At 52.1% G+C, this 14,375-nt stretch carries 12 protein-coding genes, 1 tRNA gene and 3 pseudogenes; 11 read left to right on the forward strand and 5 right to left on the reverse strand.

Features of this window, described 5'->3' with window-relative positions; translation table 11 throughout:
- Positions 1-14: 14 nt before the first annotated feature.
- Positions 15-1,418, reverse strand: coding sequence for a purine-cytosine permease family protein (locus K7H21_RS09980; protein ID WP_012541188.1), 1,404 nt, complete (start codon positions 1,416-1,418; stop codon positions 15-17).
- A 608-nt stretch (positions 1,419-2,026) separates the two neighbouring features.
- Here K7H21_RS09980 and K7H21_RS09985 point away from each other — a divergent pair.
- The 6 genes and pseudogenes from K7H21_RS09985 (at position 2,027) to K7H21_RS10010 (ending at position 7,039) form a co-directional block, all read left to right on the forward strand.
- Positions 2,027-3,295 (forward strand): flavin-containing monooxygenase, encoded by a 1,269-nt coding sequence (locus K7H21_RS09985; RefSeq protein WP_012541189.1) that lies wholly within the window; start codon positions 2,027-2,029, stop codon positions 3,293-3,295.
- Positions 3,296-3,304: 9 nt separating this feature from the next.
- Entirely contained in the window at positions 3,305-3,730 is a 426-nt protein-coding gene (locus K7H21_RS09990; protein WP_012541190.1) for a RidA family protein, read from the forward strand.
- Complete coding sequence (locus K7H21_RS09995; RefSeq protein WP_012541191.1) at positions 3,727-4,401, forward strand: DUF1028 domain-containing protein; 675 nt, start codon at positions 3,727-3,729, stop codon at positions 4,399-4,401. The genes K7H21_RS09990 and K7H21_RS09995 overlap by 4 nt, the downstream gene beginning before the upstream one ends.
- Positions 4,394-5,554 (forward strand): acetylornithine deacetylase, encoded by a 1,161-nt coding sequence (gene argE, locus K7H21_RS10000; protein WP_012541192.1) that lies wholly within the window; start codon positions 4,394-4,396, stop codon positions 5,552-5,554. The genes K7H21_RS09995 and argE overlap by 8 nt, the downstream gene beginning before the upstream one ends.
- A gap of 12 nt (positions 5,555-5,566) precedes the next feature.
- Positions 5,567-6,388 (forward strand): annotated as a pseudogene (locus K7H21_RS10005) (IS256 family transposase); the annotation flags it as partial.
- Between the two features lie 417 nt (positions 6,389-6,805).
- On the forward strand, positions 6,806-7,039 hold the full coding sequence (locus K7H21_RS10010) for a hypothetical protein (RefSeq protein ID WP_123809086.1): 234 nt from the start codon (positions 6,806-6,808) through the stop codon (positions 7,037-7,039).
- Between the two features lie 465 nt (positions 7,040-7,504).
- Here K7H21_RS10010 and K7H21_RS28950 read toward each other — a convergent pair.
- A pseudogene (locus K7H21_RS28950) lies at positions 7,505-7,864 on the reverse strand (transposase); the annotation flags it as partial.
- A 512-nt stretch (positions 7,865-8,376) separates the two neighbouring features.
- Here K7H21_RS28950 and K7H21_RS28955 point away from each other — a divergent pair.
- Together K7H21_RS28955 and K7H21_RS10020 are read left to right on the forward strand one after the other, a co-directional pair.
- Positions 8,377-8,514: pseudogene (locus tag K7H21_RS28955) on the forward strand (MFS transporter); the annotation flags it as partial.
- A gap of 55 nt (positions 8,515-8,569) precedes the next feature.
- On the forward strand, positions 8,570-8,734 hold the full coding sequence (locus tag K7H21_RS10020; protein WP_077251702.1) for an SDR family oxidoreductase: 165 nt from the start codon (positions 8,570-8,572) through the stop codon (positions 8,732-8,734).
- Between the two features lie 74 nt (positions 8,735-8,808).
- On the opposite strand, the gene K7H21_RS10025 is transcribed toward K7H21_RS10020, so the two are convergent.
- Both K7H21_RS10025 and K7H21_RS10030 read right to left on the reverse strand, forming a co-directional pair.
- Entirely contained in the window at positions 8,809-10,077 is a 1,269-nt protein-coding gene (locus tag K7H21_RS10025) for a tyrosine-type recombinase/integrase (RefSeq protein WP_012541194.1), read from the reverse strand.
- A gap of 161 nt (positions 10,078-10,238) precedes the next feature.
- A tRNA-Asn gene (locus tag K7H21_RS10030) sits at positions 10,239-10,314 on the reverse strand.
- Between the two features lie 330 nt (positions 10,315-10,644).
- Between K7H21_RS10030 and nac the strand changes: the two genes are divergently transcribed.
- From nac to ldtA, 3 genes are all read left to right on the forward strand, one after another.
- The gene (gene nac, locus K7H21_RS10035) at positions 10,645-11,562 is read left to right on the forward strand and encodes a nitrogen assimilation transcriptional regulator NAC (RefSeq protein ID WP_004122265.1); all 918 of its coding nucleotides are present in this window, start codon (positions 10,645-10,647) and stop codon (positions 11,560-11,562) included.
- Positions 11,563-11,668: 106 nt separating this feature from the next.
- Positions 11,669-12,619, forward strand: coding sequence for an HTH-type transcriptional regulator Cbl (gene cbl / locus K7H21_RS10040; RefSeq protein WP_004122262.1), 951 nt, complete (start codon positions 11,669-11,671; stop codon positions 12,617-12,619).
- A 111-nt stretch (positions 12,620-12,730) separates the two neighbouring features.
- Complete coding sequence (ldtA, locus tag K7H21_RS10045) at positions 12,731-13,639, forward strand: L,D-transpeptidase (protein ID WP_235891345.1); 909 nt, start codon at positions 12,731-12,733, stop codon at positions 13,637-13,639.
- Positions 13,640-13,759: 120 nt separating this feature from the next.
- On the opposite strand, the gene K7H21_RS10050 is transcribed toward ldtA, so the two are convergent.
- Complete coding sequence (locus tag K7H21_RS10050; RefSeq protein WP_224325809.1) at positions 13,760-14,365, reverse strand: glutathione S-transferase family protein; 606 nt, start codon at positions 14,363-14,365, stop codon at positions 13,760-13,762.
- Between the last annotated feature and the right edge of the window lie 10 nt (positions 14,366-14,375).

The following is a 14,375-nucleotide window of genomic DNA, read 5'->3' on the forward strand; positions in this document are numbered from 1 at the left end:
AGTCATTCCGGTGATTATTTAGCAACAGAGGTTTGCGCCACTGCCTGAGTACGGCAGAGGAAATAATAAACAGGTGAGACGATGGCTAAACCAATAATCCAGGAGATGTCGGCACCACCTAACATATTTGCTGCCGGGCCGGTATAGATGGCGGTAGACATAAAGGGAATCTCGACGATGATGCCCAGCAGATAACAGAAAATGGCTTTTGAATTGAAGTAACCGTATATGCCACCGTCGCGACGGAAGAATGAAGCGACATCATAATTACCGTGGGCCACCAGATAGTAATCAACCAGGTTAATTGCCGTCCACGGCACCAGCACATACAGCAGCATCAGAATAAAGTTGGTGTAATTGACCAGAAAGTTTTCCTGACCATAAATCGCAATCAGCACTTCGATAAGGATGGTGACAATCGAAACCACAATGCGGGCGCCAGAAAGTGGCGACCATTTAGGCAGGAATGTCTGGCCGAGCGTCAGGGTGCAGAGCACGCCGCAATAGAGGTTCATTGCATTGGTCGCGGCAATGCCTAAGGCAAACACAATAATTACGGTGGAGGATAATCCGCCGGTCATATTCACAATGCCGGTGATTAAATCACCATCCACGATGCAAATAGAAACCAGAATGCCAAGAATCATCGGGAACAATGAACCCAGTACGCATCCCAGGTAGCTACACCAGAAGACACTTTTTTCGCTGATATCTTTTGGCATGTAGCGGGAATAATCGGATACATAAGGCGCATAGGCCAGCTGCCATAACGCGGCGATGGAAATGGCACCGAGGAATCCGCTGAGATTAAAGCCATTACGTGCGAGAAAATCAGTCGGCAGACCATGCACGAAAACAATCCACGCAAAGGCCGCGAGCAAAATAATACCGGATACCCACGACATCACCTTGGTGTAGGCATGAATCAGGTTATAACCGAAGGCACAGGCGACCAGGCTGAGTACCGCAGAAACCAGGATGCCGGTATCGGTAGAAACCGGTGCGTAGATGGCGTGCAGTGACTGACCGCCCAGCACCAGGTTCGATGCCAGAAAGCCGATATACATGATGACGACTAACGCCACCACCAGCACGGAACCATAAGAACCAAACTGGCCGCGGGTTTGCACCATCTGCGGCACACCTAATTGTGGCCCCTGCGCGGAATGCAATGCCATAAACAGCCCACCGGCAAGGTTACCAATCAATACGGCGAGGGTGGCCCACATAAAAGATAAGTGGAAAATACTCACCGCCAGCGCACCGGTAATCACGGTAAGCAACATGATGTTTGAACCAAACCAGATGGTAAAAAGATCCCGTGGCTTGCCATGACGTTCATGCGCGGGAATGGGCTGGATGGTGCTCAACTCTATTGTGGTTGCAACAGCATTATCTTTTGGGTTGTTTGTCATCATAGTTATCTCAACAAAGTCATTTGCAGGCTTGCCGCATGGCTGCGGTTATAACCACCCAAAAAATTGGGAGGGGTGAAAATAACGTTGATGGGATGTTGCAACAGTTGGCTATAGAGAGAAATGAAGAAAAATATAGCCAACTAATATAAAAAAAAGATGCAATCTCGCTTATGGATTGGCTGCCCCAAATTGGAACGTTAAAGAATGACAGGTGAGATATTTTTGAATCTAATTAACTATTTGATTATTAACATCTAAAATGCCACGTTCTGGCTGAATGCCTTATTTTGGTGCGCGTCTGCTCGTCACTGAAGCATCGTTGGCAATATTAAATATCGTCAATTTTGCAAAATTAATAAGTAAAAATGTTGTCTGTGAATTGCGTTAATTTGATTTATCTCAGCACCTTTTTATCTTGCCTGTGCAGAGCGGATGCGGCTTTAACAGGGCTTTGTATTTTATTTCGGCGGACAAGGTTGCCAGCAGGTTAAATATTTTCTATCCAGACGCTCACTTTATAATATTTTACCGCCTGCACGTGCTCCAATAGTCTTGGGTCCTTCTTAAGTGGTTAATCCCCTGCGTGATGCGGGATGAAGGACGTTGAAATGACATCATTAAAAACTGAAACAGATACGCTGATTATTGGCGCGGGTCAGGCGGGGGTTGCCATGAGCGAACACCTGACGCGTCTGGGCATTCCGCATCTGGTAGTGGAGAAAAATCGGATTGCCGAATCCTGGCGTAGTCGTCGCTGGGATTCGCTGGTTGCCAACGGTCCGGCCTGGCATGACCGCTTTCCGGGGATGGAGTTTCCCGGCTGCTCACCTGACAGCTTCGTGGCGAAAGAACAGGTTGCCGATTATTTTGTCAGCTACGCCGCCATGAACCAGTCACCGATTCATACTGGCGTCGAAGTGTTAAGCGCTGAACGCAATCAGGGGCGCAGTGGTTTCACCGTCACCACCTCCGCAGGCGTGATCAATGTGCAGCGTATCGTGGCCGCTACCGGTCCTTTCCAGCGTCCGGTCATCCCGGCGATTGCTCCTCAGCATAGCCAGGTACAACAGCTGCACTCGGCAGACTATAAAAATCCGCAGCAGCTGCCGCAGGGGGGCGTGCTGGTGGTTGGTGCCGGTTCTTCCGGCGTGCAGATTGCTGATGAGCTGCAACGTGCCGGTAAGCCCGTATGGCTGTCGGTGGGACCGCACGATCGTCCACCACGTTCCTACCGTGGCCGGGACTTCTGCTGGTGGCTTGGGGTACTCGGTCTGTGGGATGCCGCAGCCAGCCAGCCGGGCAAAGAGCATGTCACCATCGCCGTCAGTGGCGCACGCGGTGGGCATACCGTCGATTTCCGTCGTCTGGCGGCGCAGGGCGTTAACCTCGTTGGCCTGACTGAAAGTTTCACCGCTAACACCGTACGTTTTCAGGATGACCTGGCGGTGAATATTGCGCGCGGCGATGCTAATTATCTCGCATTGCTGGATGCTGCTGACGCGTATATCGACCGTAACGGTCTTGATTTACCGCCTGAACCGCAAGCACGTGAGTTCCTGCCAGACCCCGCCTGCGTAACCCATCCGCAGCTGTCACTTAATCTGGCCGAAGCTGGCATCACCAGCATTATCTGGGCGACGGGCTACGTGGCCGATTACAGCTGGCTGAAGGTTAATGCCTTTAATGACCAGGGCAGACCGCAGCATCATCGTGGTGTTTCCAGCGAGCCTGGCGTCTATTTTCTCGGCTTGCCGTGGTTGTCACGTCGTGGTTCCACCTTTATCTGGGGCGTCTGGCACGATGCCAAATTTATTGCTGACCAGATCGCTATCCAGCGCCAGTACCAGCATTACCGCGCTCCCTCTGACTCGCTTTAAGGAACTGTTATGCCTACTCATCAACGTATTCGTATGTTCAACACCAAAGAAACCTATCCGAATCAGACGCTGGACAACGATCTCTGCCAGGCGGTACGCGCTGGTAATACCGTCTACGTGCGCGGCCAGGTCGGTACCGATTTTGCAGGCAATCTGGTCGGGCTGGGCGATCCCCGCGCTCAAACCGAACAGGCGATGAAAAACCTCAAACAGCTGCTGGAAGAAGCCGGTAGCGACCTGAGCCATATCGTGAAAACCACCACCTATCTTACCGATCCACGCTATCGCGAGCCGGTTTACCAGGAAGTGGGCAAATGGCTGAAAGGGGTGTTTCCGATTTCAACTGGTCTGGTGGTTTCGGCGCTGGCACAGCCGCAGTGGCTGATGGAAATTGATGTGATTGCGGTGATCCCGGATGACTGGGAGGCGAAATGACGCTTTCGATTGCCGCACGCTGTGCGGAGTCCGGCCAACTCGGTATCGCCATTAGCTCGTCGAGCATTGCCGTCGGCGCGCGTTGCCCGTGGCTGGTGGCCGGAGTGGGGGCGGTATCCAGCCAGAACATTACATTACCGGCACTGGGGCAGCAGATTCTGGCGCGGCTGGAGGCGGGGTTAGCGCCGGAACAGGCACTGAAAAGCGCGCTGGCAGAAGATCGCTTTAGCGAGTATCGCCAGGTGACTGTCATTGACGCCAGCGGTCGCAGCGCCGCCTTTAGCGGTGACAAGACGCTGGGTATTTATCATGTGGTGCAGGGCAAAGAATGCGTGGCCGCAGGCAATATGCTGGCGGAGCAAGCGGTGATCGCCGCAATGGTGACGGCTTTTGAAGCCACCACCGGTGAACTCACCAGTCGTCTGATTACGGCGTTGCAGGCGGGGATCGACGCTGGTGGTGAGGCGGGGCCGGTGCATTCTGCTGCCGTGAAAGTAGTCGATGATTACACCTGGCCGCTGGTGGACCTGCGCGTCGATTGGGCAGAAGAAAACCCATTGGCAGAGCTGCACAAGTTGTGGCTGGCGTATGAACCGCAGATGCAGGCTTACGTCACCCGGGCACTGGATCCACGCGATGCCCCGAGCTATGGCGTACCCGGCGATGAGTAACGCGGTACGCGACATCCTCGCGGCACTGCTGGCGTTTGATACCACCAGCCGCGAATCCAATCTGGCGTTGATTGCCTGGATTGAAGATTTTCTGGCGCAACGGGGTATCGCGTCGCAACGCATCATGGATGACAGCGGGCGCAAAGCCAATCTGTATGCCCGGCTGGGACCGGGCGGTGACGGCGGGGTGATGTTGTCCGGTCATACCGATGTGGTGCCGGTCGATGGTCAGCAATGGACGCTGCCGCCGTTTGCCCTGACACAACAGGAAGGGCGCTACTATGGCCGTGGCAGTGCCGACATGAAGGGCTTTCTGGCCTGCGTGCTGGCATCGCTGGATAACTTTCTGACCCAGCCGTTGCGCCTGCCGCTGCATCTGGCTTTTTCCTATGATGAGGAAGTGGGCTGCCTCGGGGTGCGCAGCATGGTGGACTATCTGCGCGCGTCTGCGGAAAAACCCGCCATGTGTATCATCGGCGAGCCGACAGAAATGCGCCCGGTGTATGGACACAAAGGCAAGGTGGCGATGCGTTGTCAGGTGCATGGCCGCGCCTGTCACTCGGCCTATGCACCCTCTGGCGTCAATGCCATCGAATACGCGGCCAGGCTTATCAACCAGCTGGGCGCAGCGGCGCAGCAACTGAAGCAGATCGAGGATGCGCGTTTTGATCCCCCCTATAGCACGCTCCAGACCGGTATGATTCAGGGCGGCAGCGCGCTGAACATCGTGCCGCAGGATTGTCAGTTTGATTTTGAAATCCGCTATCTGCCGGGCGCTAATGTTCAGGGTGTGATGACCGAGGTCGAGCTGTTCTCGCAACAGCAATTGTTACCGCAAATGCAGGCGGTGGCAGCCGAGAGCGCGATCCGTTTTCAGCCGCTGAGCTACTATCCTAGCCTGCTCACCGATCCGCAATCGCAATTCGCGCAGTGGCTGGCGCAATGGAGTGGCAGCAATGATTTCTCAACCGTGGCGTTTGGCACCGAAGGGGGATTGTTTGATGAAGCGGGGATTGCCACCCTGATTTGCGGGCCAGGCAGCATGGCGCAGGGGCATAAGCCGGATGAGTTTATTGCTATTGAACAAGTAGAACACTGCATGAGTATGCTGGTAAATTTATGTAAATGGATGCGTACAGTTCCTTTAAAATGAAACAGTCAATAGTTAGTTAAACCTAATGAAGCTAACCGTAAAAACGGCTCTGGTAAAAAAGACCTCAAAACACCGACCGGTAGTTTTGAACTGGCACCACCGCGTGATCGCAACGGCACGTTTGAACCGCAACTGGTAAAAAAGCACCGGACCAAACTCTCCAACGGGATAGAACGTAAGATCATCCGCCTGTTCGCTCTGGGGATGAGCTATCAGGATATCGGCCGGGAAATTGAGGATTTATGAGCGTTAAGCGTGTCCAGCGCCACCATCAGTGCGGTCACCGATAAAGATATCCCCGAATTTAAACAGTGGCAGCAGCGACCCCTTGTGAAGGTCTATCCTTTTGTCTGGTTGGATGCCAGTCACTACAAAATCCGCGAAGAAAGCCATTACCAGAGCTAGGCTGTATATACCGTTCTGGCACTGAATCTGGAAGGCAAAAAAGAAGTATTGGACCTGTATCTGTCGGAAAGTGAAGGCGCTAACTTCTGGTTATCCATACTGAGTGGCATGCAAAACCGTGGCGTTGAAGATATCCTGATCGATTGCGTGGACGGACTGACCGGCTTCCCTGAGGCGATTAACAGCATTTATCCACAGACTGAAGTGCAACTGTGCGTTATTCATCAGATACGCAACTCGATCAAAGACGTGGCATCGAAGTATCACAAAGCGTTTATGGCCGATCTGAAGCCAGTGTACCGGGCTGTGTCAAAGAGGCCGCAGAGACGGCACTGGATCAACTGGAGTCAGCAGTATCCGGTGGTGCTCCTGTCGTGGCGTCGTAAATGGGAAAAACTGTCAGCGTACCTGCCTTACCCAAGCATCATATCCATCTGAAATCGTCCACCGTGGCAAGTCAGGCTCCCCAAGTGTCCTGTTTTTTATTCATATTGCAAGTGGAGTCTTTAGCTTTAAGCTCCTCTTTTCGTTTAAGGCAGACTGTTGATTTAAAACAAGCTGATACACATTCTGGGTAATAATGCGGTCTATATGTGACGCTTACTGATATGGCTCAAGCGGTATTATTAAAATGGAATACATCTTAAACAGCCATATGAGTCTGAGCGCTAACAACAGTACCAAAGTACGTAGATATCTTCCCGCAGACTGGAACTATTTCAGATGAAAATCTTAATACAGCTATCCATAGCAGTGTAAATGCCGCATATATCACTGTAATCGCTTACACAGAGAACCGCTTCGTATGAGAATTGTCTTACGTGTTCTTAACGATTACTGGGATAAATGATGAAAGTAAGTCGCAGAACTGCCTGGATTATTATGTTAATTTTTTGCTGTCTGGTATGGGGTGGTATTTTCGCCGCGGTCGTTTATGGAGCAGAGCCTGATAAAAGAAAACCATCACAGCCCGCAGACAAAAGCAGTGAAAGCATCCAGGAAAAAGTAAAATCGCTTGATTTGAATGATAAACAGCGAAAGTTTCTGGAGTCACTCATCGAAAGTAACAAGAAGGATTGACAGTTCTGTCTTGCAAAGACCCTGCATGACACACGAATTGGCTCCGTACCTGATGCGCAACCTTCCTTGGTGAGGGAAAACACTATCCGAATAGTGTAATCGGTTACATGTAAGTTAAATAATTAGAGTGTAAGGACAAAAAAATGTTCTTTTTTCACAATGAGGCCTGATTTATCAAGAGCTAGAAGAATGCTTTTGAATGCCCGGATTAAAAGACCTACACAGCTTAAGCTGACATCTGGTTCGATTTGTTATTTCACAGAGATGAGCGTCTTCACAACGTGGCCAGATCACCTTGACGCCGTGATGGTATCAGAAACAGCTATAACCAGCAGGCACTGGTGGCCCTGCAGTATCTTTTTATGATGGCATAAAAAAAGCTCTAATGACATCAGTCTCAGAGCTGAACTGAGTTTCATTAGTCACTAAATTGTCGGAGTGGCATGAAATCATCCTCACAGTGTGCCCCCTTTTGACCATGGCGTTCAGGACGATCAGGAGTTTAAGCATGCAGGCAACCAGCGCCACCTTTTTCGCCTTTCCGGCTTCAACTAACCTGACATAAAAGCCCCTGATTGCCGGGTTAAACTGAATGGCGGTTATCACCGCCATGTAAAGCGTGCACCCTACGCCCGCCCTTCCGCCAAAAATAGTTCGTCTTCCCCGCATTTTTCCTGAGTCCCTGTAAACGGGGGCGACACCGACAAGCGCGCTGATTTCCCTGCTGGGCAGGGTGCCCAGCTCCGGCGGTTCGGCCAGCAGGGTGGCGGCAGTGATTTCCGCCACGCCATTGACGCTGGTCAGCAGGCGGGCCTGCTCCCGGAAATGTTGCCTAACCTGACGATTCATCATGCGGGTCACAAGGGCAAGCTCTGCCTCGAAGGCCGTCATGACACGGCTGAAACTTTCACGGCTATAAGAAATCCATGAGTTCGGATGATGGAGTAGCATTGCTTAACTAGGCCCTTCAAGGGCATGGGATTGCACTCCGTGAATCATGGATTATAAAAAATATATTTCCTCAGGGAAGCTTATTAACATTCTTCCCGAGTGGCATGAACCGATTAGCCCTATACAGATTGTACGAACCAGTCGGAATTCAATTTCGATAAGAATTTCAATGTTTTCAAATTTTCTGATTGAATTTTGTCGGATGAATTAAAGAGATAGGATTAAGACCGGGAGTAAAATCCCGGCTGAATATAAGATTGAGATAGAATGTTACTGGACTAATGTTGTGACAGTCATTCGCAGTGCACTTTCCAAATGCCGTACAGAATTTAATGATAGAACTATGCATTATCACTCCATAGAAGACCTGTCCTTTGGAGAATGATATGCCGTTTGCGTTGTTAGCGTTGGCTATTAGCGCTTTTGCGATTGGTACAACACAGTTTATTACTACAGGATTACTGCAAGATATTGCAAATGATCTCCATGTGTCTATTCCGCAAGCCGGATATCTGACCTCTGGAAGAGGCTGGGCGTATATTCATTCGCAACGAGCGTTCGACGTCTCTATTAGGTCGAATGGCAAGCGCAGAGGAAGTAGCTAATTTGATCGTTTATCTCAGCTCCGATAGGGCTTCTGCCACTACAGGTACTGCCGTGCGAGTAGATGGGGGGAGTTTTGCGCGGTGTTATCTGAACCTCCGAGTGATCTTGTCAGAGAAATCGCTCCAGCAAACCAAATAAGGTTATTAAAAAAGCAGATCCTAAAGGGATAGGATCTGCTTATCCTTTTATTCTCCTAGTGATTCATTACTGGATTAGGCAGCATGATTATTTTTCTGACTGCTCCAATTATAGGGGGGAACATATTTTTCCCTGCATTCATCTATATAATCTGACCACCATTGCATCATTGCTTTACGCGCTTCCAGGTGCTCCGCTTTATGTATGTACGCTGCTCGCACGCTGTTACGCTCCTGATGACTCATCTGCCTTTCAATGGCATCCTCTGACCACAGGCCGGACTCAATCAGGGCGCTACAGGCCATTGCCCGGAATCCGTGGCCGCAGACATCCTCTTTAGTATCATAATCCATTAGCCGTAAAGCCTTATTAATCGTATTTTCACTCATTGGTTTATACGGATCACGAATGCTGGGGAATATCAGTACCTGATCACCAGAGATTTCTCTGATCTGTTTGAGAATGTCGATGGCCTGTTGGGAAAGTGGCACAATATGCTGCGCACGCATTTTTGCACCTCGCCCAGAGTTGCGAACATTGGGAATTGTTTCTCGGGTAGCGGGGATAGTCCAGAGCCTGTTTCTGAAATTAATCTCCGGCCAACGGGCAAAACGCAGTTCACTGGAACGGATAAACACATGAAGAGATAGCATGATTGCCAACTGAGTTAACTCCCGTCCCTGTTTGTAGTCGTCAATGCGTTTCAGCAGTTCCGGCAGACGTTCCAGGGGCAGGGCAGGATAGTGACGTTTGATGGGCGGAACGGTGACGCCTTTCAAGTCTGCAGCCGGGTTGTGTTCAATCAACCCCTGATGTAAGGCGTGCCGCATAATGCTGCTTATGTATTGTCGGGTACGAGAAGCTATTTCCAGCAAACCTTTATTCTCAACGCCTTTCAGCAGATTGATGAAGTGCTGAACTTTCAGTTCTGTTACCGTCAGATGACCAATTATCGGGAAAATGTGGTTGTTCATACGGCCAAGCACGCGATTGGCGTGATCTTCCGACCAGGTTTTATTGCTTTTATGCCAGTTCAGAGCTACGGCTTTGAAGGCTTTTTCCGGTGACCGGGCTGCCTTTTCAGTGAGACGCTGTTGTGCCGGGTTTATCTTCTGTGCAAGTAGCTTACGGATGTCGTCACGCTGTTGCCGGGCGTCGGTCAGAGAAACATTAGGATAAGCACCTAAACCGAGGCGAGATTCTTTACCATTAATACGGTACTTGAGATACCAGTGACGTGAGCCGCCCGGTTTGACAAGAATATACAGACCGTGAGAATCGGAGACTTTAAAGGGTTTATCAGAAGGTTTGAGGGTGCGGATTTTCGCATCGGTAAGGGACATATGGGGGTCACTCCATTATCGAACAAACCTGACCCCAGATTTGACCACCAATTTTTCCCGATGCGGAGAATTAAATGAAAATACACCGGGAAGAATTTTCACGCTAACCTCTTGAATCAATACCAGATAAAGACTCGCAAGGAGGCATGAAAACAGGAAATTGGCTCCTCTGACTGGACTCGAACCAGTGACATACGGATTAACAGTCCGCCGTTCTACCGACTGAACTACAGAGGAATCGTGTGAACGGGGCGCATATTAACGATGACCATTCCCCTTGTCAAAGCCTGAATCACCTGCGCTTGTTCGTTTGCTGACAATTTCAACAGTGTGCCTGTTTTTCCGGCATTGACCGGCCTGGTGCACCGTTGCAGTGCATTTATACCTCTAATGGGGCATACCGCAATCCGCTTACCGGGCAACAAAATCGCAGTTTGCTATCAGTATCCCTTATTACGCGGCCTGCAGCGGCATTTGCGTCTCTAAAAAAAAGCTGGCAAGCAAATTGCAAAACCTTCTGCATCTAAACGGCCAGTGTTGGTACTGGTGTTCCTTACAGGAGGCAAAATGAACTTAAGACGACTGAAGTATTTTGTGAAAATCGTCGATATCGGCAGTCTGACCCAGGCCGCTGAAGTCTTGCACATCGCACAACCGGCGTTAAGCCAGCAGGTTGCGACCCTGGAAGGCGAGCTGGACCAGCAGCTGTTGATCCGCACCAAGCGCGGCGTCACGCCGACCGAAGCGGGCAAGATCCTTTACACCCACGCCCGCACTATCCTGCGCCAATGCGAGCAGGCGCAGCTGGCGGTCAACAACGTCGGTCAGACGCTAAGCGGCCAGGTGTCAATCGGCCTGGCGCCGGGAACGGCGGCTTCAGCCATTACCATGCCGCTGCTGCAAACGGTGCGTAATGAGCTGCCGGAAGTGATGGTCTATTTGCAGGAAAGCAGCGGAACGATCCTCAACGACAAGCTTATCGACGGTCAGCTGGATATGGCCGTGCTTTACGAACGCTCGCCGGTCGCCGGGATCGTCAGCCAGCCGCTGCTGAAAGAAGATCTCTACCTGGTCGGCACCCGGGATTGTCCGGGGCAGAGTGTGGATTTGACGGCGGTTGCGGAGATGAATTTGTTCCTGCCGCGCGATTATAGCGCCGTCCGCGCGCGGGTCACCGAAGCCTTCACCCTGCGTCGCCTGTCGGCAAAAATTATCGGCGAAATTGAATCCATCACCACCCTGACGGCGGCCATTGCCAGCGGCATGGGCGTCACCGTGCTCCCTGAATCCGCCGCCCGTTCGCTATGCAGCGCGGCTAATGGCTGGATGGCGCGCATCAGCACGCCGTCAATGAGCCTGTCGCTGTCGCTCAATATGTCGGCTCGCGGCAGCCTGTCACCGCAGGCGCAGGCGGTGAAGGAAATTTTGATGTCGCTGGTGAGTCGCCCGTCGCTGGAAAACCGTGAATTATTGTTAGTCAGTTAGGCTATATTCCTGGATGGAATAAGTTGCTGGTTTTTATTATTTGTTAGCAGGGACAACAGACTTTAACAATAGCGCCTATGTTATGTCTGATAGCCCGGAGGAAAGGGTGAACTTCCAGCAACTCAAAATTATTCGTGAAGCGGCCCGTCAGGATTACAACCTGACGGAAGTCGCCAATATGCTCTATACATCGCAATCGGGCGTCAGCCGTCATATTCGTGAACTGGAAGAAGAACTGGGGATCGAAATCTTTATCCGCCGTGGCAAACGTCTGCTGGGGATGACGGAGCCGGGCAAAGCGTTACTGCTGATTGCCGAGCGTATTCTTAATGAAGCCAGCAATGTTCGCCGCCTGGCTGACCTGTTTACCAACGATGCCTCCGGCGTCTTAACCATCGCCACTACCCATACCCAGGCGCGCTATAGCCTGCCGCCGGTGATTAAAGCCTTCCGTGAACTCTTTTCCGACGTGCGTCTTGAGTTAGTTCAGGGAACGCCGCAGGAAATTGAAGCGCTGCTGCACAACGGCGGCGCGGATATCGGTATCGCCAGCGAGCGCCTGAGCAACGATCCGACGCTGGTGGCTTTTCCCTGGTTCCGTTGGCACCACAGCCTGCTGGTCCCCAAAGATCATCCGCTGACCCAGGTGACGCCGTTAACCCTCGATGCCATCGCCCGCTGGCCGCTCATTACCTATCGTCAGGGAATTACCGGCCGCTCGCGTATTGACGAAGCTTTTAACCGTAAAGGACTGATGCCGGATATCGTCTTAAGCGCTCAGGACTCCGATGTCATCAAAACGTATGTCGAACTGGGGCTGGGAGTTGGGCTGGTAGCGGAACAGTCAGGAGACGCGCGCGAGTCTGATACCTTTACGCGTCTCGATACCCGCCATCTGTTTGACGCCAATACCGTCTGGCTGGGCCTGAAGCGTGGGCAGCTGCAGCGAAACTACGTCTGGCGCTTTATTGAACTGTGCAACGCGGGGCTGTCGCTGGAGGAAATTAAACGCCAGGCGATGGAGCCGGAAGAGGCGGCGATTGATTATCAGATTTAGCAGGATGATAAATCAGATATGAGATAGCAAACGAAGCTATAATTTATCCACGATTATCGCCACAAAGGAAGGGAAATTGTGCGGCGTGTGAAACTGCTTTGTTCTCTTATTATGATCCTCACCAGCCAGAGCGCTCTGGCGGTGAGCTACCCGTTGCCGCCGGAAGGAAGCCGCCTGGTGGGCAGTCCGCTGACCATCACTATTCCGCAACACAATACCCAGCCGCTGGAGGCCTTCGCCGCTCAGTACGGCCAGGGTCTGAGCAACATGCTTGAGGCCAACCCCGGCGTCGATGTGTACCTGCCGAAGTCGGGTTCCACGCTGGTGGTGCCGCAGCAGCTTATTCTGCCCGCTACGCTACGCCAGGGCATTGTGATTAACGTGGCTGAAATGCGTCTCTACTATTATCCACCTGAAGGCACAACCGTTGACGTTCTGCCAATTGGAATTGGTCAGGCAGGACGCGAAACTCCGCGTAACTGGGTCACCGCCGTGGAGCGTAAGCAGGAGGCGCCAACCTGGACGCCAACCGCCAATACCCGTCGTGAATACGCCAGCCGGGGCGAAAGCCTGCCCGCGTTTGTGCCAGCCGGGCCGGATAACCCAATGGGGTTGTACGCGATTTACATCGGCCGGCTCTACGCGATTCATGGCACCAACGCCAATTTCGGTATTGGCCTGCGCGTGAGCCAGGGCTGCATCCGTCTGCGTAACGACGATATCAAATACCTGTTTGATACCGTTCCGGTCGGGACGCGCGTGCAAATCATCGATCAGCCGGTGAAATATACCGTCGAGCCGGACGGCAGCCGCTGGGTTGAAGTCCACGAACCGTTATCGCGCAACCGCGCGGAGTATGAATCGGACCGTAAGGTGCCGCTCCCGGTCACGCCAGCGCTTCAGGCCTTTGTGAAGGGGGAGGGCGTTGATGTGAATCGCGCCGAGCAGGCGCTTGAGCGCCGCTCCGGTATGCCGGTGGACATTGGGCATTCAGCTATGCCGGCAGGTAGCGGATTTTAATCTTTTCCGCCACGCTGAAGGGTTTCTGCCATCGCGATAAGGCGCCCGCGGTTGCCGGGCGCTATTGGTCTTCGTGAAGAGTCATTTTGGGTATTTAGCTTCATCTCATTGAGTGATGCCTTAACCAAAGGGATGTTTTTTAAATGCTGCATGGGCTTCATATAATTCAGCAGCGGATTGAATATGAGTAAAGTCTCCCGCATGAACCACGTGGGGGATCATCGACTGAATAAAGGTCCAGATAACCGTACTCGTTACTGCCACCTGATCGGGGACCGCGGCCGCCGGACGGTTTTCCAGCAGGGTATTCCACTCCCTGCAGGCCGCCAGCAGCTGAATCGTGATGCGCTCTATCCACGGATTATGCTGCTTTTCCGCCGGGCGCAGTTTGTGTTCATACACGTTCTGCACCGCCTTTTCACCCGCGGCGAGAATAAAACCCAGCGTTTGCAGATCGCTTGCCTGCGCCAGTGGATCGGCCGGCAGCAGCTTGCGCGCCGGGGAGGCAAGGCCTTCAAAATAGGCCAGTATCAGCGACGAGTCCATCAGACGAATTCCGTTATCCAGCACCAGCGTCGGCGCTTTTACCGCGGGATTGATGCGGGAAAACGCGTCAAAGCTGCTGAATACCGACAGCGGGTGACTTTCAAACTCGACCCCGTAGAGTTCAAGAGAAATCGCCACACGCCTGACATAAGGCGAATCCATCATGCCGATAAGTTTAATCATGATTCCT

Origin of the sequence: Klebsiella sp. CTHL.F3a (assembly GCF_019890895.1) — a bacterium.
Taxonomy (GTDB): Bacteria; Pseudomonadota; Gammaproteobacteria; order Enterobacterales; family Enterobacteriaceae; genus Klebsiella; species Klebsiella grimontii.